Here is a 23679-nt window from a genome sequence, read left to right as displayed (position 1 = left end):
GTGCTGTTTCCCCGCGATTTGCTTAGTACCAACCGCTTGTGGCTGCTAAACAGCGGGATCAGCAGTGGGCCGGTGCACAGCGCCGCTAAGGCCCATTTAACAGCAGTCATACCGCTACGCAGCGCCGCAACGTAAATACCAGCGGCCGTCAGCAGCCAAACAACAGGTAACAACAACACAGGGCCCCCATAACACTATACATCGAACAGCTAAAACAAAGGGCGCCATTATAGCGCCCTTATTTATCTGATGTTGTTAACCTTTGGTTGTATTTTCGCCAGCTAGCTTAGTCGTAGAACCGTTTATGTTGTTCAGCCATAGTCACCAGCAGCGCGGCAGGTGTAAAACGGCTACCAAAACGCGACTCCAGATTGCGTAACTGGGCTACCAGCTCAGCGGCACCTAACTGGTCAATATAGCGGAACGGCCCGCCAAGGAACGGCGGAAAACCTATACCGAATATCGCACCGATATCACCATCACGGGCGGAGGCAATAATGCCTTCTTCTAACGTGCGGACCGCTTCATTCAGCATCTGGACGACACAGCGGCGGCTGATGTCGTCTGCGCTAAGTTTCGGTGCGACTGTAACACCCAGTACCGGATAAACGCTTTCATCAACCAGCTTTTTGCCTTTTTTGCTGTTGTTACCGTATAGATAAAAGCCTTTGTCAGACTTTTTACCTTTACGGCCATCTGCAAGTAACTTATCAAACGCCGACGGCGCTACAAACCGCTCTCCCAGTTCATTCGCCAGAATAGGTGAAATCTTTGCGCCAACATCTATACCAACTTCATCGAGCAATGTCATCGGCCCCACCGGGAAGCCAAACTTAACCAGAGCTTTATCGATCTTCTCAACCGGCTCGCCTTCCAGCAGGATATTGGCCGCCTCGTTCATATACAGCGCCAGAATACGGTTAACGTAGAAACCTGCCCCATCTTTTACCACTATCGGCGTTTTGCCTTGCTTACGGGCAAAAGCAACAGTCGTGGCTATGGTTTGTTCAGACGTTGTCTTGTGCGCAATGACCTCAACCAGCGGCATTTTATCTACCGGTGAGAAGTAATGCAGGCCAATTACATTTTCCGGCCGTTGTGCCTTAGCAGCGATCTGACCGATTGGCAATGAGCTGGTGTTGCTGGCAAAAACGGTATTTTCTGTACAATGCTGTTCAATGTCTGCCACCATTTGCTGCTTCAATGCTAAGTCTTCAAACACCGCTTCAACCACAATATCCACATCATGAAAACCGCTGTAATCGGTTGTGCCTGTGATCAGCAACATTTGCCGCTGCATGTCAGCTTTGCTGATAAAACGGCGCTTAAACTTTTTCTGCAGGAGTGAGTAGCTGTATTTAAGTGCGTTACTGATACCCTGCTCGTTGATATCTTTAATCCTGACCGGCACACCTGCTTTAGTCGCCGTAACGTTGGCAATACCGCCGCCCATTAAGCCACCGCCCAATACCGCAGCTTTATGTACTTTAGCCGGTTTAATATCACCGGCACCGGTTTCTTTTTTCATCTGGGTTGTGGCAAAAAATAAGCTGCGTAGCGCCGCTGACTCTTTGGTCATACACAGCTCACCAAAGGCTTTGGCCTCAGCTGCCAGGCCAGCCTGCTTACCGTTATCTACGCCGGTTTTAATCACCTCAAGAATTTTCAGCGGTGCCGGATAGTTGCCCTGCGTTTTTTTCAGTGTTTGTTTACGCGCCTGGCTAAACAGGATATTACGACCAAATGCGGTACGCTCAAGCACTTTGCCCACCAGGTTAAGCTTCGGTTGCCCGCGCTGAGGTTTACCTTTTAATGCCAGCTTAACTGCGGCATCGAGTAAAATGCTTTGCGGCACAACATCATCAACCAACCCTGCTTTTTTCGCCTGAGCTGCCCGCAGCTGTTTGCCGGTTAAAATCATATCAAGGGCTTTTTGCAAGCCCACTAAACGCGGCAGGCGCTGCGTACCGCCACTGCCTGGCAATAAGCCCAACTGCACTTCCGGCAGGCCCAGCACGGTTTTGCTATCTGTCGTAGCCACCCTGGCATGACATGCCATCGCCAGCTCCAAACCACCGCCAAGACAAGGGCCATGAATAGCCGCGACCAACGGAATACTCAGCTGTTCAAGCTGATCAAACATCTGTTGTCCCATACGGCCAATCGCTTCAGCTTCGGCTGCGGAATGGCAATTGTCCAGCATCGAAATATCGGCACCGGCGATAAAGGAATCACTCTTGCCACTGATAAACACCAGCCCCTTGAGATGGCTGTTGGCTTTAATCTCTGCCAGCAGCGCTGTTATTTCTTCAGCAAAAGCGGCTTTTAGTACATTCATCGACTCGCCGGCAATATCCATTGTAATAACACCGACATTGTCCTCGCGGATTTGCAGGCTGAAACTGTTAGTAGTTGTCATTATTCTGTCTCCAAAATCATCGCCGCGCCTAAGCCACCGGCAGCACAAGCTGTGGTTAAGCCCGTACCGCCACCGCGGCGTTTTAACTCGTTCAGCGTCTGCACAATTAAGCGGGTGCCGGTAGCCGCAAACGGGTGTCCGTAAGCCAGTGAACCGCCCTGCACATTAAATTTTGTCATATCAATTTCACCAATGGCGCTGCTGCGGCCAAGTTTCTCCTGCGCGAATTTTTTACTGGCAAACATTTTAACGTTGGCCAGTGTCTGTGCTGCAAAGGCTTCGTGCATTTCAATCAACGTCAGATCATTTAACGACATGCCAGCTCTATCCAGTGCTATTGGCGTAGCATAAGATGGCCCCATCAACATATCGTCGTACACATCGATGGCAGCAAAGGCATAACTGCGGATGTACCCCAGCGGCGTGTAACCCAATGCTTTGGCGCGGCTTTCCGTCATCATTAATACCGCTGAAGCACCATCCGTTAACGGGGTGGCATTCGCCGCGGTGACAGTGCCATGCGCGCGGTCAAAAACCGGTTTAAGTTTGGCGTAAGACTCTAATTTAGAGTCCTGACGAATATTGTTATCAATAGCCAGATAGCGAGAGTACGGCTCAATGTGTGCTGTCATCACCTCATCTTGCATCACACCACTTTGCCAGGCCTGAGCCGCCAACGTGTGAGAGCGGTGTGCCAGTGCATCCTGGTCAGCACGGCTTATACCGTGCGTTTTTGCCATTTGTTCTGCCGTATCACCCATCGACAAGCCTGTGCTGTATTCCGCGACTGCCGGAGGTACCGGCAGTAAATCTTTTAACCCGAGCCGGCGGAATATAGCCAGCTTCTGGCCAAAGGTACGGGCTTTATTTAAATCAACCAGCGCCCGCGCAAGCTTTTTGCTGACACCAATAGGCAACACTGAGCTGGAGTCAGCACCACCGGCAACGCCTATCTGAGTAATACCCGCCATCATCGACTCTGCTACGCTGACAACAGACTGAAAACTGGTAGCACAGGCACGGGTAACACTAAAGGCATCAGTATGCACATTCATGCCTGTACCCAGCACTATTTCGCGGGCAATATTCGGTGCTTCAGGCATTTGCACCACCTGACCATAAACCAGTTGCTCTACCAGCTTAACGTCAAGCTCACTGCGGATCAGCAGCTCATTAACCACCAATTTGCCCAAGTCCAGTGCAGATACGCCATGAAACTCTGTCGCTTGTTTAGCAAAAGGGGTACGTAAACCAGAGACAATTGCGATGCGATCGCCCTGACGGGTAGTAAGGTTTATTGGCGAATTCATAGTGTTCCTCTGTGATTAATATACAGGTCTGACCTGTATTTATCGGTCGATTGTAACGACAGACGCCGAAAATTAAAACACTTGTTTTAATGCAAACTGAACCATATTTAGGTTATAACGTCTTAGCCTAGCCCGTTTTTGTGGCATATGGCGAAAAAACAATCAATGAAATTAATTAATTAATTAAGACTGATAACATTATGGTGAACGCGTTTTCTGGTTTAAAAGCCTACCTCGACAGCCAGGTGCTGGGTCAATCTGAACTTACTGAAGGCATTCTGCTGGCACTGCTGGCAAATGGCCACCTATTAGTAGAAGGGCCGCCGGGGCTGGCAAAAACCCGTGCTGTCAATGCACTGGCACACGGTGTAGAAGGCCAGTTCCACCGCATTCAGTTTACACCAGACTTATTGCCCGCCGATTTAACCGGTACCGATATCTACCGTCCGGAAACCGGCCAGTTCGAATTTCAAAGCGGCCCGTTGTTCCACCATATTATTCTGGCCGATGAGATAAACCGGGCACCGGCAAAGGTGCAGTCAGCACTACTTGAAGCAATGGCAGAAAAGCAGGTTACTGTTGGCCGCCATACTTACCCGTTGCCAGAATTGTTTTTAGTGATGGCAACACAAAACCCGCTGGAGCAGGAAGGGACTTATCCGTTGCCGGAAGCTCAGCTCGACCGTTTCTTGCTGCACCTGAAAGTAGATTACCCTGATGCCGCAACAGAACTGGCTATTTTAAAGCTTACCCGCGGTGAGGCATTGAGCGGCGAACAGAATGCGGTATCTCCAATCAGCCAAAACGACATTTTTGCTGCCCGTAAAGCTATTTTACAGCTACATATGGCAGACAGCCTGGAACAGTATATCGTGCAGCTGATTATGGCCACCCGCAATGCCAGTGCATACAGTGATAAACTGGCAAGCTGGATTGGCTACGGCGCCAGCCCAAGGGCAACCATTGCGGTAGAACGTTGTGCCCGAGCTAAAGCCTGGCTGGCAGGCCGGGATTTTGTCACGCCGGATGACATTCAAGCGGTATTCCATAATACGCTGCGCCATCGTCTTATTCTGACCTATGCAGCTGAAGCTGAAGGGATCAGTACCGATGACGTATTAAGTGAAATTCTGCGTCTGGTGCCGTCGGCCTAATATGAACCAGTTGTCTCCCCAGCAGTGGCGGCTGCAAAACGGTACAACGGGCACTAGCCTTGGCCTGACAGAGCTACTTTGGTATCAGCGCTACACTAAGGTACTCGACTTAACGCCGCAAATGGCTATCCAGAGTAAACTGGCAGGCACTTATCTTGCCAAAAGCAAAGGCCGGGGCATGGAGTTTGATGAGGTGCGTCATTATCAGAATGGTGATGACGTACGCACCATCGACTGGCGCGTTACAGCCCGCACCGGAAAAGTGCACACCAAGTTGTTTCGTGAAGAAAAAGAGCGGCCGGTATTTGTACTGACGGATCTTAGCAGCAGCATGCATTTTGGTTCGAGCCTGCTGTTTAAATCAGTGCAGGCAGCACATCTGGCAGCGCTTATTGCCTGGCATGTCAAACAGCGTGGTGACAAACTCGGCGGCCTGGTGTTTAGCAAGCATCAGCATATCGAGCTAAAACCGCAAAGCCGCAGCCATGGTGTATTACGCTATTTTCATGCGCTGACCGAAATACATCAGGCCGATAGCGGCAACCGCGGCCTGACACTGAATGACGCCTTAAGCCAGCTGCGCCGGTTGGTGCGCCCCGGCAGCCTGGTCTATGTACTGTCAGACTTCAGTGATTTTAATCAGGACGGTTTGCGCCATATCCGGGCCATTCGCCAGCACAATGAAGTGAGTTGTTGCCCGGTGACAGATCCGCTGGATTTGATGCTACCAACAACCAGTCATGGCATGGCGGCGGTCAGTGATGGCCTGCAGACGGGTTATGTGGAGCTTGGTAGTAGTGCCTTGCAGCAGCGCTACGCCCGCCAGCAACAAGACATGCAACAACAACTTAAGCTTCACCTTAACCAGCTTGGCTGCAAATGGCTGCCGGTCAGTGCCGCCGAGCCGGTCTTGAGTCAATTAGAGAGAAAGTGGTATGGCTGAACCGGGGTCCCCGCTGACACAACTTGCCGATATCAGTGAACCGGAACTGGTACTTGGCTTTGCATTGGCACCTTTGTGGTGGTTACTGATTGCGGTGCTGGCCATGGCACTGCTTTATCTGGCGCTGCGTGTTTACGGTCGCTGGCGTTACTTCGCACCAAAACGGCAGGCGTTGCTGTTACTGGAGCAGATGCATCACAGTGGCGATGACGCCACTCAAATCAATCAATTAATAAAACGTGTACTGAGGCACTATCAGCCAGCACATCCTGCACTTAGTATGGACAGCAAACATTGGCAACAATGGTTGGCAACGCAATGCCAGGCTACACTACCTGACTTAACTGTGCTGCTTTACCAGCGGGATGACAATACCGAGGCCAAATCGGCATATTATCTGTTTGCCAAAGCCTGGCTAAGCGGATATCAGGCCAAAGCGCCCCTGCCAACGAGCAAGGCGGAGGTAAAGCATGCTTGAGTTTGGATACCCTTGGTTGGCTGTGCTGGTGATAATGCCGCTTTTATTGCGGGTTAAGCGCCAGGCAACAACAGAAGCTGCATTAACCCTGCCCGCTTTGGCCAGACTGGCTTCTGAGCCCTCCGGCCGCAAAGGTAAACACGTTAGTCTGAGCTCATTATTGGCAATGATAATATGGCTTATGCTGGTATTGGCCGCCACGCAGCCCCGCTGGCTCGGTGAGCCGGTGACACTACCTCAGCAAGGGCGCGACCTGATGCTGGCCCTGGATTTATCCGGCTCAATGGAAATTGCCGACATGCAGTATCAGGGACAAAGTGTTAACCGGCTGGATGCCGTAAAGTCAGTGGTCAGCGACTTCATTAAGCGCCGCCAGGGCGATAGGATCGGTCTTATCTTATTTGCCGACGCCGCATATCAACAGACGCCTTTGACCTTCGATTTAGTCACGGTGCAAAAGATGCTGGATGATAGCGTACTGCGCTTGGTCGGCACACGCACAGCTATCGGCGAGGCGATTGGCCTGGCAGTAAAACGACTGAACACTTACGACAGTTCAAACAAGGTGTTAATCCTGCTCAGCGATGGTGCCAACACCGCAGGCAATATTCAGCCTCTGGAGGCGTTACAGCTGGCTAAAGCGGCAGGCGTAAGAATTCATACCGTTGGCGTGGGTGCAGAGCAAATGGTGCAGCAGAGTGTGTTTGGTCAGCGGGTCGTCAATCCATCTCAGGATCTGGATGAGCGCTTACTCACGAAGCTGGCTGAGGATACCGGAGGCCGTTATTTCCGAGCCCGTGATTTAAATGAACTGAACCAGATTTATCAGTTAATTGACCAGCTTGAACCTATAGAGCGTGACAGCGTGACGTACCGGCCGCAGCGCAGTTTATTGCACTGGCCCTTGGCTGTAGCCTTGCTGTTGTCCTTTGTTCTGGCCGCTCGTAGTATTAACTGGCGTGGGGTATTTAAACATGCTGGCTGATTTTCATTTTTTACGCCCGTTGTGGTTGCTGTCACTGTTACCGGTGTTGCTGTTTGCCGTCCTGTTATATTTCCACCGCCGCGAGCATAGCCCCTGGCACAGTTTAATTGCTCCGCATTTGCAGCAAGCCTTGCTCGGCGGGCAGCTTTTACTTAAAAAACAGCCTCTGGCGCTACCATTACTGCTCTGTTGCTGGCTGGTCACCAGTATTGCCCTGGCAGGCCCAAGTTGGCAGAAACTACCACAACCGGCTTTTGCATTAAAAAAAGCCACAGTTCTGGTACTGGATATGTCAATGTCGATGCGTGCAACCGACATGGCCCCCGATCGGCTGACACAGATGCGTTTTGCGGCACTTGATTTTACTGATCAACTGCGCGAAGGTGAGCTGGCGTTACTAAGCTTCGCTGGCGATGCCTTTGTGATCTCTCCGCTGACACCGGATCATAATAATATCCGCTTACTCATTCCGGATCTCAAACCAGAAATTATGCCGGTTCAGGGGTCGAACCTGGTAGCCGCTTTACAACAGGCCGACAAATTATTGCGCCAGGCAGGATATCCGCGCGGCGATGTTGTCGTGTTTACCGATGGTTTTGATAACAACAGTTTCCGCGAACTACAGGATCTGATAAATAACTGGCCACACCGCTTGTCCGTGCTGGGTTTTGGTACCGAAGACGGCGCACCGGTACAACTGGAAAATGGTGAGCTGCTCAAAACTGCTACCGGAGCTGTTGTGATACCCAAACTGCCGCAGCCCCAACTGGCGACGCTCGCCAGGCAAAGCGGTGGTGTTTACACCCAGGCCAGCACCACCGGCGGCATGCTAAACGACATTATTAACCTGCCGCCACTGTCTGCACTGGATCAGGCCGACACCACTAAGCAGATCCAGGGTGATCAATGGCAGGATAATGCGATTTATCTGGTGTGGTTGTTATTACCTCTTCTGCTGCTAAACCGAAAATACAGCAGTCTGCTGGCCGTTGGCCTGGTAATGTTATTCCCTGCTCCCTCACATGCTTTTGAATGGCGTGACTTGTGGCAAACACGCCAGCAACAAGCACAGCAGGATTATCAGCAAGGTGACTATACCAGCGCGCAGCAGAAATTTACCCAGCCGCTATGGCAAGGCAATGCTGCCTACCGCAACGGTGACTTTCAGCAGGCAGAACAAGCCTATCGCAGTGCAACAGCGCAAACTCCAACGGCTGACGCCTACCATAATCTCGGTAACAGCCTGGCTCAGCAGCAGCGCTATGAAGACGCACTGGCCGCTTATCAGCAAGCAATGGAACTGGCCCCCGACTTCTCCCCTGCCGCTCAAAATGCTCAGTTAATGCAGCAATTACTGCAGCAACAACAACAGCAGCAGGAGCAGCAGAAGCAACAGAAAAACCAGCAGGATCAGCAGCAAAAGCAGGGAGATGAGCAACAGCAATCTGACAGTAGTTCAAACAGTGACAACAGTTCAGATAGCGAAAACAACGCCAACGATGCCTCTGAGCAGGAAGGGCAACAGCAGCAACAAACAGAAGCAGAGCAAACGCCGGAACCAGAACAGGGTGAACAGGAAAACCAGCCTGCACCGGCATCAGAAGCTGACGAAGAAGCGCAGGAACAAACTCAGGCCATACGCGAAGCGTGGCCAAATGCAACAGACGAAGAGCAACAACAGTTAGACAACCTGCTACGAAAGGTGCAGGACGACCCAGCCCTGTTGCTGCGTAATAAAATGTATCTGGAATATTTAAAACGGCAACAACAGCGTTTGCCAACAGGAGTTGATCAACAATGGTAAAGGGTGTACTGCTGGCCTTAGCGCTGCTGTTAAGCTTACCGTTACAGGCACTGACTAAATTAACCGCCAGTGTAGATAAAAACCCTGCACTGCAGGGCGAAGCGGTGACACTGGAAGTGATTGCAGACGCCCGGGTCGCGTCGGATGCGATCAGCTTTCGTATATTGGAAAAAGACTTCACAGTCATGGTGCCGTCAATTAGCAGCAGCACCCAGATCATTAATGGTCAGGCAAGCCAGAGCACCAGTTGGCGGGTTGTGCTACTGCCTAAGTCAAGCGGCGAATTTACCATTCCTGCCTTTACACTACAGGGCCTGAGCACAACGCCAATTACATTAAAAATCCTCGAAGGCAGTGTTAGCAAAAGTAGCAGTAACTCGCAAGAGCTGTTTCTTGAAGCAAAGATGGAGCAACAACAGCTGTATGTACAACAGCTTAGCTATTACACCGTGACCATTTATTTTAATGGCGAGCTGCAACGCGGCTCATTGTCAGAGCCGGTGCTCGAAGGCGCCAGTATCAGCCAGGTGGGCCAGGACAGCGAAAGCTCTGCCCTGGTTAACGGTATCCGGTACCGAACTATTACCCGCCGTTATGCTATAACGCCGCAGCGTAGCGGTAGCTTTACCATTACGCCACCGGCTTTTAATGGCGAAATGATAGACCGTGACAGCGCACGTTATAATTACTTTGCCCGCACCAAAACAGTGGTTCAGCAGGCTCAGCCGATAGATATAAAGGTTAATCCAATACCGGATAGCTTTCCCGGCGACTGGCTGGTTGCCGGTCTGGTGACATTAACCGAAGAATGGAGCCCGGATATTACCGAGCTGAAACAGGGTGAACCGGTGACCCGCACTATCACGTTGTCGGCCGTTGATGTGGCAGAAAATCAGTTACCTGAAATCAAACAAGGTTTCCCGGACGGACTGCGGTTGTATCAGGAGCAACCACAAGCTAAAAGCGCTGAACGCAATGGCCGCTTAGTTGCGCAAAAAGTCTTCACCACTGCCGTAATTGCAAATAAAGCCGGCGAACTGGAGTTACCCGCAGTAAGCTTACCCTGGTGGAACAGCCAAACCGGTAAGCTTGAGCATGCTAGTTTGCCAGCACGTAAACTGACGGTCAGCGGTGTCGCTGCTGCAGTCAGTACCGGGCCTGATACAAAAGGCGCTGTTACCCCCTCCCCTGTGCAACAAATAACACAACCTGCCGTGCAACCGGTATCAAAGTGGCAGTGGAACTACCTGAGCAGTGCTCTTGCCGCACTTTGGTTTATCAGCCTGTTTATCGGTTACCTGCTGTGGCAATTAAAAACACCGCCGCAACCCGCAGCAACGATAACAAGCCGCGTGCGTTTTGACAGCCGGGCGTTAAAGCAAGCCTGCCAGCAAAATAATGCCGTAGTCGCCAGAGCTGAGCTGTTACGTTTTGGCCACCAACAGTTGGACAGACGGTGCTTGTCTCTGACTGAATTAAAAGCCGTTGTCAACGCCAAAGAATTGAATCAGCAGCTGGATATCCTTAACGATGCGCTGTACAGCAATAATGCTAACACCTGGCAAGGGGACGCACTCTGGCGTGCCTGGCAGCATTTTAATGCAGCGAAAACGAGTACAGTTGACGAACAACAATCACTACCACCGTTATACCCCAAATGAGCCCCAAAGCTTAGTTATCCAGCCACTGTCAGCGCATGCTTACCGCTTTACACTGGTAAGCATGCGCGCAACTTGTTAGCATGAGTCTGATTTTAAACCTGATCCTGTATCAGGTATTTTTTTGTACTGAGCTTTGGTTAGACCCGCGTTAACCAAAGCTTAGCCGCTGTCATAAGGAGAAACTGTTTTGGAAACAGGCACTATTATTTCGTTAGGGTTATATTTTATCGTAATGTTGGCCATTGGTTTATATGGCTATAAAACGTCAACGGATGATGTATCAGGCTATATGCTGGGCGGCCGTAAACTCGGCCCTGCTGTGACAGCACTGTCCGCTGGTGCGTCAGACATGAGCGGTTGGATGCTGATGGGTGTACCAGGCGCAATGTACCTGTCGGGTATCAGCAGCGGCTGGATAGCCATTGGTTTGTTGATCGGAGCTTTCCTCAATTACGTCATCGTTGCCCCCCGTTTAAGGGTCTACACCGAAGTAGCCAACGATTCTATTACGTTGCCTGATTACTTTGAAAACCGTTTTGCCGACAAAACCCGTACCCTACGTATAGTATCATCTGTTGTTATCGTGTTGTTTTTTACGTTGTACACCTCGTCAGGTGTTGTTGGTGGTGGCAAGCTGTTTGAAAGCTCATTTGGTTTAAGCTATGAACTGGGGCTCTATGTCACTGCCGGTGTCGTGGTGGCTTATACCCTGTTTGGTGGCTTTCTTGCGGTTAGTATCACTGATTTCGTACAGGGTTGCATAATGTTTGTCTCACTGGTGTTAGTACCATTGGTCGCACTGGACCATTTGGGCGGATTGGGGTCTGTGATGTCGCAGGTCAACAGCATCAACCCGGATTTCAGTAATATGTTCGTCGATGCGAACACCGGTACAGCGCTGACAGCACTGGGTATAATCTCGCTGTTGTCCTGGGGTTTTGGCTATTTTGGCCAGCCACATATCATTGTGCGTTTTATGGCCATCCGCTCGGTAAAAGATATTAAAGCTGCACGGCGTATCGGTATGAGCTGGATGCTCATTACACTGCTGGGCGCGGTGATGACAGGCCTGGTTGGTATTGCTTATGTCGCCAATACTAAGATGACACTGAGCGATCCTGAAACAATCTTTATCATTTTTTCCCAGTTCCTGTTTCATCCCCTTATTTCCGGCTTTTTACTTGCGGCGATTCTGGCCGCTATTATGAGCACCATTTCTTCACAGCTACTGGTTACATCAAGCTCACTGACAGAAGACTTTTATAAAACCTTCGTCAATCGCAGCGCGTCCCAGCGCGAGCTGGTTTTGGTTGGCCGGTTATCAGTATTAGCCGTAGCGATGGTTGCCATAGTACTGGCTTATGACAGGGACAGTTCCATCCTGACATTGGTAAGTAACGCCTGGGCTGGTTTTGGTGCTGCATTTGGCCCGTTGGTGGTATTTAGCCTGTACTGGAAAAGAATGACATTTGCCGGAGCATTAAGCGGTATTATCAGCGGTGCTGCCACAGTACTTTTCTGGATTTACGCGCCGGTGCTTGAAAACGGCGACACCCTAAGCACTCTGGTATACGAAATTCTGCCGGGAGTCATTATCAGCAGTTTGTTTATTGTGCTGGTAAGCAAACTCACTAAAACGCCTGCACCGGAAATCACATCCGTATTTGAAAAAATGCAAACTGAGCTCAAACACTGATAAATGCATTTTCCGGCCAGCACACGACAAAAAATTATGTGTCCTGGCCAGTTATTTTTGCTAGATTAGCATTTTAGTGTTCATTTTCTGAGACCGAACATTTATGTATTTTTACGCCGCTCGCCAACCTATCCTTGACCGTAACAAAGAGCTATATGCATACGAACTATTGTTTCGGGACGGTCTGGAGAATGCTTTTCCTGATGTTGATGGTGATGAGGCTACCTCGCGCATGGTTGAAGGTAGTCAATTTAGCTTTGGTCTGGATGACTTTCTCGGCGATAAACCCGGCTTTATTAACTTCACGCTCGATACGTTGCAAAAAAAATACCCGAGCATGCTGCCCAAAGAGCAGGTGGTAATAGAAATACTGGAAACTATTCAACCCGGAAAACGTTTGCTGGCAGAATGTCAGCAATTAAAAGAGCAAGGCTATGTGCTGGCACTGGATGACTATATTCACCAGGGAGTATGGCGGCACTTTTATCCCTTTATTGATATTATCAAAATAGATTTCCGCTCTACCGCCGCCGATACTATCAACGAAATTAAATTGGCGTTGACTGATTTTCCACATATTAAATTACTGGCAGAAAAAGTTGAAACCAATGAAGAGTTTCAGTTGGCGTTGGATATGGGCTTTAGCTACTTTCAGGGGTACTTCTTCTCAAAACCGGAGATGATGCAAAGTAAGGCCCTGGCACCGGCGCAGATGACACTGGCTGAGCTGCTGTACGAAACCTCAAAATCAGATATGGATCTGAATAAAATTACAGAAGTTTTTCAACGAGACGTACATTTATCATACAAATTACTACGTTACAGTAATTCTTCAATATTTAAACGCCGTGCAGAAATTGAAACCATTAAACAAGCCCTGGTCGTCCTTGGGCAGGCTGAACTGAAAAAGTTTTTGTCCTTGCTGTTCACGTCGCAGATAAGCAGTGACAAACCAGCCGAGCTGATGCGAATGTCAATGACCCGCGCCCGTTTTGCTGAAGGCCTTGCTGAGCTGCATGGCAAAGTTGATACAGCAAAGGCTTTCCTTACAGGCTTAATGTCGCTGATGGATGCAATTCTGGATGAACCGATTGACAGCGTAATGAATAAGCTGCCATTGGCAAAAGAGATTAAAGAAGCACTGATAGAAAAAAAAGGCGTGCTGGCAGACTATATTCAGCTAATTCAATATTATGAAAAGGCACAGTGGAAAGAAGCAAATCAGGCTATTAATACGTTACAACTGCCCAACGATAAGGTACCGGATTCCTACCATACTGCGGTGCAGTGGGCTAACGAGCAAATGAAAGCCCTCGGAGACTGATCTCCGGGGCTTTGAGATTCATTAATTGAAGCTAACGTACGGGCTTATTTTTGCCGCCAGTTTTTCGCCTATGCCTTTGACTTCCGTCAACTGGGTTTCATTTTTTATCGCACCATTTTGCGCAATATAATCAAGCACTGCCTGAGCTTTCTTTTTACCAAGCCCCGGAATGGCTTCAAGCTGCTCAAGCGTGGCGGTGTTCAGAAAGACTTTTTGTGCTGCATGCTCCGTAGCAGCAGCTTTGCTAACCTGTGCTGGTGTTTTGGTCTCCGCAAAGCATACATTCGTAGCTAACGTAAACAGCGTCATACCCAGTGCGAAATAAAGTTTGTTCATTTTTATCGTCCTTAAAGTAGCTCTCTATCCCTGCTGACTCCGCTGACTACCGCCTGACTTTTCCGGGTTGGCATTGTGACCAAAAAGGCAAACCAAACAACCGGGAGCTGAGAGTTTTTACTGCCAACACAATTAAATTAGTTAAAATTTTTACATTTGCAATTATTTTTTAACTTAATTTATTTGGTTCCCGCCAGAGTATTCAGCACGAATTAAGTCTGACTTACCTAATCTTGCCTGTGTCATTTAATAACCATGTCTGCAGTAAAGGACAATACCCAATAAAGTAACAGCCAAGATAATTGCTGCTACACAAATAGTTAGGTAAAGTACCGCGACAAGAAGTGGAGAGAACAATGCGTAGCACCAGAATTATTCTGTTGATTATCGGGCTGCTGGCCAGCATATCGCTTCAAGCTAAAGGTATACAGGATACTTTGCAAATTACCCGTGAGCGCGCGGCTGCTTTGGCGCAGGAGCGTTATCCGGGTAAAATAGTCAAAGTGCAGACAGAAAAACAGCAGTACCGGATCCGGGTATTACAGGCAGATGGGCGTGTAATTACCGTGTTAGTAGATGGCCAGTCCGGCCGGGTAAAAAAGGATGGAATTTAATGCGCCTACTCGTTGTAGAAGATGAAAATCTGTTAGCTCAGCAAATCAAAGAACAGTTACAGCAGCAACAGTTTAGCGTTGATGTTGCAATGGATGGCGATGACGGTTGGTTCAAGTTATCTGAATATCCCTACGATCTGGCTATTATCGATATTGGTTTGCCGAAAATGGATGGTCTCACCTTGATCCGTAAAGCCCGCCAGAAAGCGTTAAAAACCCCTATTATCGTATTGACAGCCCGGGGCAGCTGGCAGGAAAAAGTTGAGGGTCTCGATGCCGGAGCAGATGATTATCTGACTAAGCCGTTTCATACTGAAGAGTTATTGGCACGCTGTAACGCCCTTATCCGTCGGGCTGCAGGTCAGCCTGAACCAACCTTGTCTGCCGGCCCTATTGCGCTGAACAGCCGTACCCAGCAAGTATGGTTGAATGAAGATGAAATCAGCTTGACCGCTTACGAATACAAAGTACTTGAGTACTTTATGATGAATCCCAATAAAGTTATTTCAAAAACTGAACTGACCGAGCATATTTACGATCAGGATTTTGACCTGGACAGTAACGTCATTGAAGTGTTTGTACTTCGTCTGCGGAAAAAGCTCGACCCAGATGGTGAAAATAAACCCATTGAAACTCTGCGCGGCAGGGGTTACCGTTTCACCCTGAACGTCGCCTGATATGTCACTATCTTTGAAACTGCGGCAGATGCTGGTCAGTATTTTTTTACTGCTATTTCTGCTGCCAAGTTCATTTATTGCAATAGATCGTGCTTTTTACACCCAACTGCTCACCTCCGCTGAACAAAAGATGGAAGTGCATATGTACGCCATTTTGTCTGAACTTAGCGTATCAGAAGACAAAGTTGAGCTGCTGAATAATGCGCTAACGCCTGATTTTTATCGTCCTGATTCAGGCCTTAGTGCTTACATTACGCATGAACAGGAGCTGGTGTGGCAGTCAGATTCATCACTTAATCAGCACTTTGTTCCGCCAATAGAAGCGTTACCACCAGGAGAGCATCTATTTCGCCAGGTCATTCAGCCAAGTGGTTCTTTCTGGGTGTTATCAATATCTTTACTGTTTGATGCAGAAGAATATACCCGCCCGCTTACAGTACATATAGTACAAACTAACGAAAGGCTTATCGCCCCTCAGCAAACATTTCGCGCTACGTTAATTCAGTGGTTTATCGGTATCGGTTTAATGCTGCTGTTGCTGATGTTACTGGCGTATTACTGGACAACCAAACCGTTATCAAGGCTTGACCACGAAATACGCCGCGTTGAAAATGGCAGTCAGGAGCAGTTAAGCGCCCGCTACCCCGCCGAGCTCAGTATTATTAAAGAAGATTTAAATTTACTGCTGGCAAACCAAAACCGGCAAAAACAGCGCTATCGCCACCATCTAAGTGACCTGGCGCATGCGCTGAAAACGCCGGTTGCGGTATTGCAGACCTCCGCACTTAGCCAACAACCAGAGCTGAAAGAACAACTGGATCGGATCACATCAATGATCGAACATCAGCTCAAAAGAGCAGCCAGTTCCGGTCAGGATGTTTGGAAAAAGCAAATTGAAATTAAGCCCCGCCTGGAGAAACTGGTTTCTGCGCTGAGCAAAATATACCGCGACAAAAACCTGGCTATAAACATTGAATGTGCGGAGCAATGCGCCTTCAGAGGGGATGAAACCGATTTGATGGAAATTCTCGGCAACCTAATGGACAACGCTTGTAAAGCTTGCCGGCAGCAGGTCGCGGTAACGATAAAACAGTCGCAGCATTTAATGTTGTGTATTGAAGATGACGGCCCAGGTGTGCCACAAGAGAAACGGCAAGCCCTATTTGAACGCGGAACCAGACTGGACACTTATCAGGAAGGACATGGTGTCGGCCTTGCTATTGTTGCAGAATTAGTTCAATCCTATTCTGGTACTCTGGAAATTGACGATAGTGAGTTGGGCGGTGCACGCTTTACTGTATATCTTAGCTGAATGACAATTTGATCTAGCGATGTGATGATCGAAATCATTTCTTGCGCGTAATATAGACAACAAAAACTGTGATGTTAGGAATAGATAATGGATCTGAATAATCCTGCGATAATCAAAATAAAAAATCTGCGTTTGCGTACCTATATTGGTATAAAAGAAGATGAAATTAACAATAAGCAAGATGTGATTATTAATGCGTTAATCAAATACAGTGCCGCAAATGCAGCTAACACAGATAATATGGATAACGCACTGAACTACAGAACCATTACTAAAAAAATTATTGCACTGGTTGAAAATCAGCGTTTCTCACTGCTGGAAAAACTGACTGCTGATGTGCTGGCAATTGCGGCAGAACACGTTTCAGTAAATTATGCGGAAGTTGAAATAGACAAGCCCCATGCGCTTCGGTTTGCGGATTCAGTATCATTAACGCTGTCTGTAAACAAATAAGCTCTATACTTATCACCTTGGCTCCGTATCAGGATAACATCCTAAATGCATATACTGATAACCGGTGGCACCGGTCTGATTGGCAGTGCGCTGGTTAAGCGATGGCAAAATCACTATAAACTGACAATATTAAGCCGCTCTCCCAAGAGCGTGACCACACGCTTTGGGGAAGGTGTTACGGCAGTAGACAGTTTGGAAGATGTAGATTTTAATGCTGTCAGCGCTGTAATAAACCTTGCCGGCGAACCTATAGTCGGCAAACGCTGGTCAACACAGCAAAAGCACACTTTATGTAATAGCCGTTGGCAGTGTACCACTGCCCTTGCAAACGCAATTAACCGTGCTTCAACGCCTCCCCAGGTATTGATAAGTGGTTCCGCAATAGGTTTTTATGGCGCCCAGCAGGCTCAGCTTATCAGTGAGGACTTTAGCCATGTCCATGACGACTTTCCCCATCAGCTATGTAAACAGTGGGAAGCAGTCGCTCAGGAGGCGGCAAGCCCACAAACGCGGGTCTGTCTGTTACGTACTGGCGTAGTGCTGGCGAAAAATGGAGGTGCCCTGAAAAAAATGCTACCGCCATTTCAACTTGGGCTTGGCGGTAAAATAGGTAGTGGTCAGCAGTACATGTCATGGGTGCATATTGATGACATAGTACAGATTATTGAATTCTTGCTGCTTCATCCGACTTTACAGGGCGTCTTCAATGCAACTGCCCCCACCCCGGTTACCAATACACAGTTCAGCCTGACACTGGCAAAAGTTCTGCACCGCCCTGCCTTATTGCCCGTACCCGCTTTTATATTAAATTTATTGCTGGGTGAAATGGCAACATTGCTGCTTGATGGGCAACGGGTAATACCGGCAAACTTGACGAAGGCCGGCTATCAGTTCCAATATACTGAACTGGAGCCAGCACTAAACAATTTACTATCCCGGCGTTCAGCTTTGTAGCACCCGTCTTATCAGTACAGCACCAGGGATACGCATTAAACGCTTCAGCTGCAACCATCCAAGCGTTGTCACCAAAACAATACCCAGTGCCGGCCCTAACCACCACAGCGTGTAATGTAATGTAAATGGCAGGTCAAACGCTCTTTGTTGCACAATAAAAAGCATCAGCTCTGCCAATACAGTAGCAAATAGGCCTGCTAATCCACCTAGCAGCGAAAACTCTAATAGCAAGGCATTGCGTAAAAAGGTATGGCGCGCTCCTAACGTACGCAAGATTGCCAACTCCTGTTCACGTTGTTCCAGCGTAGCCTGCACCTGCGCAACCAATACCAATGCCGCAGCGCAGCATATAATGAGCAAAATAAAGCTAAGGGCAATCGTCACCTGACTGATAATACTGTTTACCTGCTGAATAATATTATCAACACTGATAACAGTTACTGTCGGCATTAACCTGGCCAGCTGATTAAGCAGCAAACTTTGCTCAGGCTGCAGATAAAACGCCGTGATATAGGTAGCGGGAAAGTCTGCCAGTACATCGGGGCTTAAAATCATATAAAAATTGGGCTGCAGGCTATTCCAGTCCACTTTACGGATACTGGTGACTGTTGCGCTAAGTTGCTGACCGCCGACAGAAAACGCCAGCATATCGCCAAGCTTGATATCTAGCCTTTGGGCTATTTCACTTTCAACCGAAACCTGCGCTTTACTCTCTGCGTCAAACCAGGCCCCAGACACTACCTGATTGTTATCGGGTAGCTGCGCCAGCCAGGTCAGATTAAGTTCACGACCAATACCAACCCGTTGCTCTGAACGTTGCTCTTTCGTTGCTTCCTGCTGCAGCTGCTCATCATTAACAGACACCAACCTGCCCCGTACTACAGGATAATATCGCCCTATAACAAGGTTGTGCTCAGCGGCAAACTGATTGAGCACTGTACGCTGCGGTTCAGTAATATTGACCAAAAACTGATTCGGCGCGCCTTCTGGGATCTGCTGTTGCCACTGCCCGATAAGCTCTGCACGCAGAAAGTACAACAGCAAAGTCAGGAAGATAGCTAGACTAAAGGTAATTAGCTGAAAACTGTTCGCCCACAGCCGCCGGCGCAGATTGGCCAATGCAAGCCGCCTTGCACTGCTTTGCCCGGCAGCTACCGGTTTAGCCAGCTTAACCAGCAACGCTGCCACAGACATCAGTAGCGCTGCAAAAAGCGCGCATAATAAAAACAAGCCAATACTTAGCAGAAACTCACCGCTAAACAGCCACATCAGCGCCCAGATAGCCAAGGCCCCTATTAGCAACTGCAGCTTATCGAGCTCCAACTTAAGAGTAGAATTTTTCAGTACCGCAATCGCCGCCGTACCCGCAAGACGCCACATGGGCCTGGCTGCAAATAACATCGCACAAATCACACAGGTCAGGCTGCCAAGCCATATCGGTCTCCAGCTGAACGCACTACGAAAATCGCCTAAATAATATTGGATCCCAAACTGGGCAGCTTCAATGGCAAGCTGGCCGGCAATAATGCCACAGACCAGACTAAATCCGACTACAAGCAACAGGTGACCACCATAAATCAGTCTGATTTGCCGCGTTGTCGCGCCCAGAGCCTTAATAACCGCCACAGACTGAGTATGGCGCTGGCTGTAGCGGCTCGCAGCTACAGCCGCAGCACAAGCTGCCAGTACAATCCCAAGCAAGCCTGACAGCAATAGAAACCGTTCAGCGCGTTGCAAAGCCCCACCTATTGCAGACTGGTTATCCAGTTTCTGCCAGCGTTGATGTGCGGTAAGCTGCGGCTGCATCAGGTCTTCAAACTGACTTAGCTGCTGCTCAGTACCGGCAAATAAATAGCGGTAAGCAATACGACTTCCCGGTTGAACAATTTCTGTTGCAGCCACGTCACTAAGGTGCATTAGTACCCGTGGTGCTCCGCCAAACACACTCAGCGGCGCATCAGGCTCCTCGGTAATAACGCCTGCCACAGTTAAGCGGGACATACCGAGTTCAACCTTGTCACCAACTTTAAGCTTAAGCAAATCGAACAAGCGGGCTTCGAAGTAAACTTCGCCTGGCAGGATTGGTACAGCATCCCCAACACCGGCTACTGAGGAGCGGTTTAAGCGCAGCTCGCCTCGCAGTGGGTAGCTGTCATCAACCGCTTTAATAGTGGCTAACTGCATCTTATCGCCAGCAAACAGCATAGAATCGAACTGCATCTGACGGGAGACCTTCAGATCTTTCGCTAAGGCTTGCGTAATAACTTCTGTATCAAAAGGCTGGCTGGATCTTAATACCCTGTCTGCAGCCGAAAAATGCGCACTGCGTTGTTTAAGCGCACTATTTACGCTTTGAGTAATACCACTCAAACTGACCACTGAGCCAACAGCAAGAAACAGTGCAAAGCCGATAACCCAGAGCTCTCCACGACGTAGCTCCCGCCAGAACAATCGCCACGCTATGTTAACCCACATCAGCCAGCCCCTTGTCATCTGCATTGACAAATCGACCGGCCTGCATCTGATATTGTCTCTGGCAGCGTGCTGCAAGCTCTGCATTGTGGGTGACCAGGATGAGCGTAGTACCCTGCTCTTTATTGAGTTTAAACAGCAGATCTTCTACTTTTTTCCCCGTTTGTGCATCCAGATTAGCGGATGGCTCATCGGCAAACAGGACGGCAGGCTGCGTAATAAATGCTCGAGCTATCGCAACACGTTGCTGCTCCCCTCCTGATAACTGTGACGGGAAAAAATCTGCCCGGGCAGCTAAACCAACCTGCTGCAGTAATGCAGTGCCGCGTGCTTTAGCATCTTTTATTCCAGCAAGCTCAGCTGGCAACGTAACATTCTCCAGCGCGGTCAGGCTTGGCAGCAACAAAAAAGACTGAAACACAAACCCGACTTCAGAGGCCCTTATTCCGGCCCGCTCATCTTCAGACAATTTGTGCAAAGGGTGCTGCCTCAGAAAAACCTCTCCGTTGCTCGGTGTGTCTAAACCGGCCAGCAAGCTAAGCAAAGTGGATTTACCCGAACCGGAAGCGCCAACAATCGCTACGCTTTCACCATGATTGATCGTCAGACTGATATCATGCAGGATAGTTAAGGAACCATCTGCTACTTTGACGCTCTTAGCCAAATTAGCTGCTTTAATGTGAACTTCAGGTGTTGTCATCATGCGTATTATCTTCTTCTTTGTGCTCGTATTTTTCAGCCAGATTAGCCAGGCACAGAAACTGCTTATTCTTGGCGACAGTTTAAGTGCAGCCTACGGCATGCAACAGCAACAAGGCTGGCCTTATCTGCTGCAACAACGCACTGATTGGCAATTAATTAATGCCAGTATCAGCGGTGAAACAACAGCCGGCGGTGTTGCACGCCTACCAGCTCTACTGCAGCAGCATCAACCTGATGCCGTACTAATCGAACTAGGTGGCAACGATGGATTACGTGGTCATGCTATTGATACTATTGAGTCCAATTTAAATGAAATCATCACATTGGTTAAGCAGCATAAAGCGGCACCAGTGCTAATGCAAATACGTATACCACCGAACTATGGACCTCGTTATGGACAACAATTTAGTGGAATATATCCGCAACTGGCTGAAAAACATCAAATAACACTATGGCCATTTTTTATGGACGAGATTGCCGTTAAAAGCGATTTAATGCTGGGAGACGGTATACACCCCAACAGCGAAGCGCAGCCATTCATCAGCGAATTTGTTGGAAGGCTATTAGCCGATTTTGAACCTGACTAAACAATGATTCAACTGCAAGCCTGCTGCAGATTATTTCTGAGAAAATAGATTTGTGATATTTAAAAGCTTTGACGCGGAAGTGGCGTCCCCTAGGGGATTCGAACCCCTGTTACCGCCGTGAAAGGGCGGTGTCCTAGGCCTCTAGACGAAGGGGACACAGTAACAGTAAAACAGAATGATGAAGTGGCGTCCCCTAGGGGATTCGAACCCCTGTTACCGCCGTGAAAGGGCGGTGTCCTAGGCCTCTAGACGAAGGGGACGCAAAAACATTCATTCAAAAAGTGCAGATTTATTGGCGTCCCCTAGGGGATTCGAACCCCTGTTACCGCCGTGAAAGGGCGGTGTCCTAGGCCTCTAGACGAAGGGGACGCACTAAAAAATCTTGGTGGAGCTAAGCGGGATCGAACCGCTGACCTCTTGCATGCCATGCAAGCGCTCTCCCAGCTGAGCTATAGCCCCACACTTTTATGTTTTTCGCTAACTTGCATTAGCGCTGAACACGGGGCGCATTCTAGGGTGCCACCGAAAATGTGTCAACAGTTTTTTCTGCCACCTTGTTTGTTCGGACACTTTTTAAACGCAACGATGAATTAACCAGCAAAACTGACAAAAATAAGCTGTTTTTAGAATGGCTTAATCTGCTAACACCACCACAGAACTTACACATATTTTGCGCCATCAAGAAAAAACTACCGCTGTAGCTGCCACAGAATGTCGTGTTCATACGTGTTTTTGTATAGACTATCGCTAACGTTGACCTCAGCAACACTGCTGCTGAACTTTGCTAAAGGATTATAAGCTATGTACGAGAAGTACTATGGATTCAGGGAACGGCCTTTTCAACTTACCCCTACCCCGAACTGGTTTTACGCCAGTAAGCTACATAAGCGTGCTCTCGCCTATCTTCAATACGGTCTGTCTCAGGGCGAAGGATTTATTGTCATCACCGGCGACGTAGGCACTGGTAAAACTACTATTGCAAACCAGTTGCTAAACCAGCTCAATCAAGATGAAATTATTGCCAAGCAAATCGTCACATCTAAACTGGAGCCGGACGATCTGATTCGTATGGTGGCATCGAGCTTTAATCTGGTCGTGACAGAACATACGAAAGCCAGCTATCTTGATGCCATATACAGCTATCTTAAAAGGCTGCATGCTCAGCACCGTCGCGCTTTACTACTGGTAGACGAAGCGCAAAATTTGCCACTGGCATCTATTGAAGAGCTGCGCATGTTGTCTAACTTTCAGTTTAACGGCAAGCCACTGCTACAAAGCTTCTTATTGGGGCAGAATGAGCTAAATGCCATTATTCAGTCGCCGGATATGGAGCAGTTCAGACAACGGATTATTGCGTCGTCAAATTTATCGGCTCTTCAACCGGATGATACTAAAGCCTATATTCAATACCGCTTACAACAAGCCGGCGCTGACAGCTCAATAATCAATGATGACTGCTATCCGTTTATTCACCAACAAAGCAGAGGTATTCCGCGTAAAATAAATACCCTGATGGACAGAGTACTGCTGTACGGCTATCTCGAAGACAAAAAACAGTTGAACACTGATGATGTACAACTTGTTATTGCGGAAATTAATCAGGAGGTTGCTAATCTGCATCCTTCAGAACCAGTGCAACCTGCGCCTGCTGCAGATAACGCAGGCATAAGCCAAAATGTTTCTACGGCGCTAAATTCCATGATTGAAGAGAAACTAAAGTTGCTGCAAGAGATGGATGAGCTGTTGAAGAAACAGCAAAGAGTATTGCAGCATAAAGAAAGCAAACCGTTAGATTGAT

General features: G+C 48.6%; 20 protein-coding genes and 4 tRNA genes. 15 read left to right on the top strand and 9 right to left on the bottom strand.

Features of this window, described 5'->3' with window-relative positions; genetic code table 11:
- Window positions 1–286: 286 nt before the first annotated feature.
- Together fadJ and fadI are read right to left on the bottom strand one after the other, a co-directional pair.
- A complete protein-coding gene (gene fadJ, locus AC5SV9_RS18065; protein WP_475149182.1) occupies window positions 287–2419 on the bottom strand; it encodes a fatty acid oxidation complex subunit alpha FadJ in 2133 nt (710 codons plus the stop codon).
- Window positions 2419–3729, bottom strand: coding sequence for an acetyl-CoA C-acyltransferase FadI (fadI, locus tag AC5SV9_RS18060; RefSeq protein WP_475149180.1), 1311 nt, complete (start codon window positions 3727–3729; stop codon window positions 2419–2421). The genes fadJ and fadI overlap by 1 nt, the downstream gene beginning before the upstream one ends.
- A gap of 200 nt (window positions 3730–3929) precedes the next feature.
- Between fadI and AC5SV9_RS18055 the strand changes: the two genes are divergently transcribed.
- The 8 genes from AC5SV9_RS18055 (at window position 3930) to AC5SV9_RS18020 (ending at window position 13774) form a co-directional block, all read left to right on the top strand.
- Window positions 3930–4883, top strand: a complete 954-nt coding sequence (locus tag AC5SV9_RS18055) for an AAA family ATPase (protein ID WP_134055544.1) — start codon at window positions 3930–3932, stop codon at window positions 4881–4883.
- Window position 4884: 1 nt separating this feature from the next.
- The gene (locus AC5SV9_RS18050) at window positions 4885–5826 is read left to right on the top strand and encodes a DUF58 domain-containing protein (protein ID WP_475149176.1); all 942 of its coding nucleotides are present in this window, start codon (window positions 4885–4887) and stop codon (window positions 5824–5826) included.
- Window positions 5819–6304 (top strand): DUF4381 domain-containing protein, encoded by a 486-nt coding sequence (locus tag AC5SV9_RS18045; RefSeq protein WP_475149175.1) that lies wholly within the window; start codon window positions 5819–5821, stop codon window positions 6302–6304. Before AC5SV9_RS18050 ends, AC5SV9_RS18045 begins: the two co-directional genes overlap by 8 nt.
- Window positions 6297–7289, top strand: a complete 993-nt coding sequence (locus AC5SV9_RS18040; protein WP_475149172.1) for a vWA domain-containing protein — start codon at window positions 6297–6299, stop codon at window positions 7287–7289. The genes AC5SV9_RS18045 and AC5SV9_RS18040 overlap by 8 nt, the downstream gene beginning before the upstream one ends.
- The gene (locus AC5SV9_RS18035) at window positions 7279–9093 is read left to right on the top strand and encodes a vWA domain-containing protein (RefSeq protein WP_475149171.1); all 1815 of its coding nucleotides are present in this window, start codon (window positions 7279–7281) and stop codon (window positions 9091–9093) included. The genes AC5SV9_RS18040 and AC5SV9_RS18035 overlap by 11 nt, the downstream gene beginning before the upstream one ends.
- Window positions 9087–10754 (top strand): BatD family protein, encoded by a 1668-nt coding sequence (locus AC5SV9_RS18030; protein WP_475149169.1) that lies wholly within the window; start codon window positions 9087–9089, stop codon window positions 10752–10754. Before AC5SV9_RS18035 ends, AC5SV9_RS18030 begins: the two co-directional genes overlap by 7 nt.
- A 187-nt stretch (window positions 10755–10941) precedes the next feature.
- A complete protein-coding gene (gene putP, locus AC5SV9_RS18025; protein WP_475149167.1) occupies window positions 10942–12450 on the top strand; it encodes a sodium/proline symporter PutP in 1509 nt (502 codons plus the stop codon).
- A gap of 103 nt (window positions 12451–12553) precedes the next feature.
- Entirely contained in the window at window positions 12554–13774 is a 1221-nt protein-coding gene (locus AC5SV9_RS18020) for an EAL and HDOD domain-containing protein (protein WP_475149165.1), read from the top strand.
- A gap of 21 nt (window positions 13775–13795) precedes the next feature.
- Here the strand turns inward: AC5SV9_RS18020 and AC5SV9_RS18015 are convergent, their stop codons facing one another.
- Window positions 13796–14110 carry a ComEA family DNA-binding protein gene (locus AC5SV9_RS18015; RefSeq protein ID WP_475149163.1) on the bottom strand — a complete coding sequence of 105 codons (315 nt, stop codon included), beginning with the start codon at window positions 14108–14110 and terminating at the stop codon, window positions 13796–13798.
- A 356-nt stretch (window positions 14111–14466) separates the two neighbouring features.
- Here AC5SV9_RS18015 and AC5SV9_RS18010 point away from each other — a divergent pair, with 356 nt between their 5' ends.
- The 5 genes from AC5SV9_RS18010 to AC5SV9_RS17990 all read left to right on the top strand — a co-directional run bounded on the left by AC5SV9_RS18010 (window position 14467) and on the right by AC5SV9_RS17990 (window position 18120).
- Complete coding sequence (locus AC5SV9_RS18010; protein ID WP_475149160.1) at window positions 14467–14724, top strand: PepSY domain-containing protein; 258 nt, start codon at window positions 14467–14469, stop codon at window positions 14722–14724.
- Window positions 14724–15401, top strand: a complete 678-nt coding sequence (locus tag AC5SV9_RS18005) for a response regulator transcription factor (protein WP_134055564.1) — start codon at window positions 14724–14726, stop codon at window positions 15399–15401. The genes AC5SV9_RS18010 and AC5SV9_RS18005 overlap by 1 nt, the downstream gene beginning before the upstream one ends.
- A 1-nt stretch (window position 15402) precedes the next feature.
- A complete protein-coding gene (locus AC5SV9_RS18000; protein ID WP_475149157.1) occupies window positions 15403–16713 on the top strand; it encodes an ATP-binding protein in 1311 nt (436 codons plus the stop codon).
- A gap of 87 nt (window positions 16714–16800) precedes the next feature.
- Window positions 16801–17166, top strand: coding sequence for a dihydroneopterin triphosphate 2'-epimerase (gene folX / locus AC5SV9_RS17995; protein WP_475149154.1), 366 nt, complete (start codon window positions 16801–16803; stop codon window positions 17164–17166).
- 45 nt (window positions 17167–17211) lie between these two features.
- Window positions 17212–18120 carry a TIGR01777 family oxidoreductase gene (locus AC5SV9_RS17990; protein WP_475149153.1) on the top strand — a complete coding sequence of 303 codons (909 nt, stop codon included), beginning with the start codon at window positions 17212–17214 and terminating at the stop codon, window positions 18118–18120.
- Here AC5SV9_RS17990 and AC5SV9_RS17985 read toward each other — a convergent pair.
- Both AC5SV9_RS17985 and AC5SV9_RS17980 read right to left on the bottom strand, forming a co-directional pair.
- Window positions 18109–20595, bottom strand: coding sequence for an ABC transporter permease (locus AC5SV9_RS17985; protein ID WP_475149151.1), 2487 nt, complete (start codon window positions 20593–20595; stop codon window positions 18109–18111). The two genes, AC5SV9_RS17990 and AC5SV9_RS17985, sit on opposite strands and share 12 nt — an antisense overlap.
- The gene (locus tag AC5SV9_RS17980; RefSeq protein ID WP_475149148.1) at window positions 20585–21295 is read right to left on the bottom strand and encodes an ABC transporter ATP-binding protein; all 711 of its coding nucleotides are present in this window, start codon (window positions 21293–21295) and stop codon (window positions 20585–20587) included. Before AC5SV9_RS17980 ends, AC5SV9_RS17985 begins: the two co-directional genes overlap by 11 nt.
- Between AC5SV9_RS17980 and AC5SV9_RS17975 the strand changes: the two genes are divergently transcribed.
- Complete coding sequence (locus tag AC5SV9_RS17975) at window positions 21294–21881, top strand: arylesterase (RefSeq protein WP_475149146.1); 588 nt, start codon at window positions 21294–21296, stop codon at window positions 21879–21881. The two genes, AC5SV9_RS17980 and AC5SV9_RS17975, sit on opposite strands and share 2 nt — an antisense overlap.
- Window positions 21882–21961: 80 nt before the next feature.
- Here AC5SV9_RS17975 and AC5SV9_RS17970 read toward each other — a convergent pair.
- The 4 genes from AC5SV9_RS17970 to AC5SV9_RS17955 form a co-directional block, all read right to left on the bottom strand.
- Window positions 21962–22037 (bottom strand) — tRNA-Glu (locus AC5SV9_RS17970).
- A gap of 28 nt (window positions 22038–22065) precedes the next feature.
- A tRNA-Glu gene (locus tag AC5SV9_RS17965) sits at window positions 22066–22141 on the bottom strand.
- Window positions 22142–22174: 33 nt separating this feature from the next.
- Window positions 22175–22250 (bottom strand) — tRNA-Glu (locus tag AC5SV9_RS17960).
- Window positions 22251–22264: 14 nt separating this feature from the next.
- A tRNA-Ala gene (locus tag AC5SV9_RS17955) sits at window positions 22265–22340 on the bottom strand.
- Between the two features lie 342 nt (window positions 22341–22682).
- Here AC5SV9_RS17955 and AC5SV9_RS17950 point away from each other — a divergent pair.
- Window positions 22683–23678 carry an XrtA/PEP-CTERM system-associated ATPase gene (locus tag AC5SV9_RS17950; protein ID WP_475149144.1) on the top strand — a complete coding sequence of 332 codons (996 nt, stop codon included), beginning with the start codon at window positions 22683–22685 and terminating at the stop codon, window positions 23676–23678.
- Window position 23679 lies beyond the last annotated feature (1 nt).

The organism is Rheinheimera sp. ATLC3, assembly GCF_059429535.1.
The sequence above is the reverse complement of the archived record's forward strand: the minus strand, read 5'-3'. Positions and strand labels throughout refer to the sequence as shown.

Bases quoted from the DNA above. Each gene is read 5' to 3' on its own strand.
- AC5SV9_RS17985 (WP_475149151.1), bottom strand. From the start codon at position 20,595: ATGTGGGTTAACATAGCGTGGCGATTGTTCTGGCGGGAGCTACGTCGT.
- AC5SV9_RS18015 (WP_475149163.1), bottom strand. From the start codon at position 14,110: ATGAACAAACTTTATTTCGCACTGGGTATGACGCTGTTTACGTTAGCT.
- AC5SV9_RS17975 (WP_475149146.1), top strand. From the start codon at position 21,294: ATGCGTATTATCTTCTTCTTTGTGCTCGTATTTTTCAGCCAGATTAGC.
- AC5SV9_RS18055 (WP_134055544.1), top strand. From the start codon at position 3,930: ATGGTGAACGCGTTTTCTGGTTTAAAAGCCTACCTCGACAGCCAGGTG.
- fadI (WP_475149180.1), bottom strand. From the start codon at position 3,729: ATGAATTCGCCAATAAACCTTACTACCCGTCAGGGCGATCGCATCGCA.
- folX (WP_475149154.1), top strand. From the start codon at position 16,801: ATGGATCTGAATAATCCTGCGATAATCAAAATAAAAAATCTGCGTTTG.
- fadJ (WP_475149182.1), bottom strand. From the start codon at position 2,419: ATGACAACTACTAACAGTTTCAGCCTGCAAATCCGCGAGGACAATGTC.
- AC5SV9_RS18035 (WP_475149171.1), top strand. From the start codon at position 7,279: ATGCTGGCTGATTTTCATTTTTTACGCCCGTTGTGGTTGCTGTCACTG.
- AC5SV9_RS18030 (WP_475149169.1), top strand. From the start codon at position 9,087: ATGGTAAAGGGTGTACTGCTGGCCTTAGCGCTGCTGTTAAGCTTACCG.
- AC5SV9_RS17990 (WP_475149153.1), top strand. From the start codon at position 17,212: ATGCATATACTGATAACCGGTGGCACCGGTCTGATTGGCAGTGCGCTG.
- AC5SV9_RS18045 (WP_475149175.1), top strand. From the start codon at position 5,819: ATGGCTGAACCGGGGTCCCCGCTGACACAACTTGCCGATATCAGTGAA.
- AC5SV9_RS18050 (WP_475149176.1), top strand. From the start codon at position 4,885: ATGAACCAGTTGTCTCCCCAGCAGTGGCGGCTGCAAAACGGTACAACG.
- AC5SV9_RS18040 (WP_475149172.1), top strand. From the start codon at position 6,297: ATGCTTGAGTTTGGATACCCTTGGTTGGCTGTGCTGGTGATAATGCCG.
- AC5SV9_RS17980 (WP_475149148.1), bottom strand. From the start codon at position 21,295: ATGATGACAACACCTGAAGTTCACATTAAAGCAGCTAATTTGGCTAAG.
- AC5SV9_RS18005 (WP_134055564.1), top strand. From the start codon at position 14,724: ATGCGCCTACTCGTTGTAGAAGATGAAAATCTGTTAGCTCAGCAAATC.
- AC5SV9_RS18000 (WP_475149157.1), top strand. From the start codon at position 15,403: ATGTCACTATCTTTGAAACTGCGGCAGATGCTGGTCAGTATTTTTTTA.
- AC5SV9_RS18020 (WP_475149165.1), top strand. From the start codon at position 12,554: ATGTATTTTTACGCCGCTCGCCAACCTATCCTTGACCGTAACAAAGAG.
- AC5SV9_RS17950 (WP_475149144.1), top strand. From the start codon at position 22,683: ATGTACGAGAAGTACTATGGATTCAGGGAACGGCCTTTTCAACTTACC.
- AC5SV9_RS18010 (WP_475149160.1), top strand. From the start codon at position 14,467: ATGCGTAGCACCAGAATTATTCTGTTGATTATCGGGCTGCTGGCCAGC.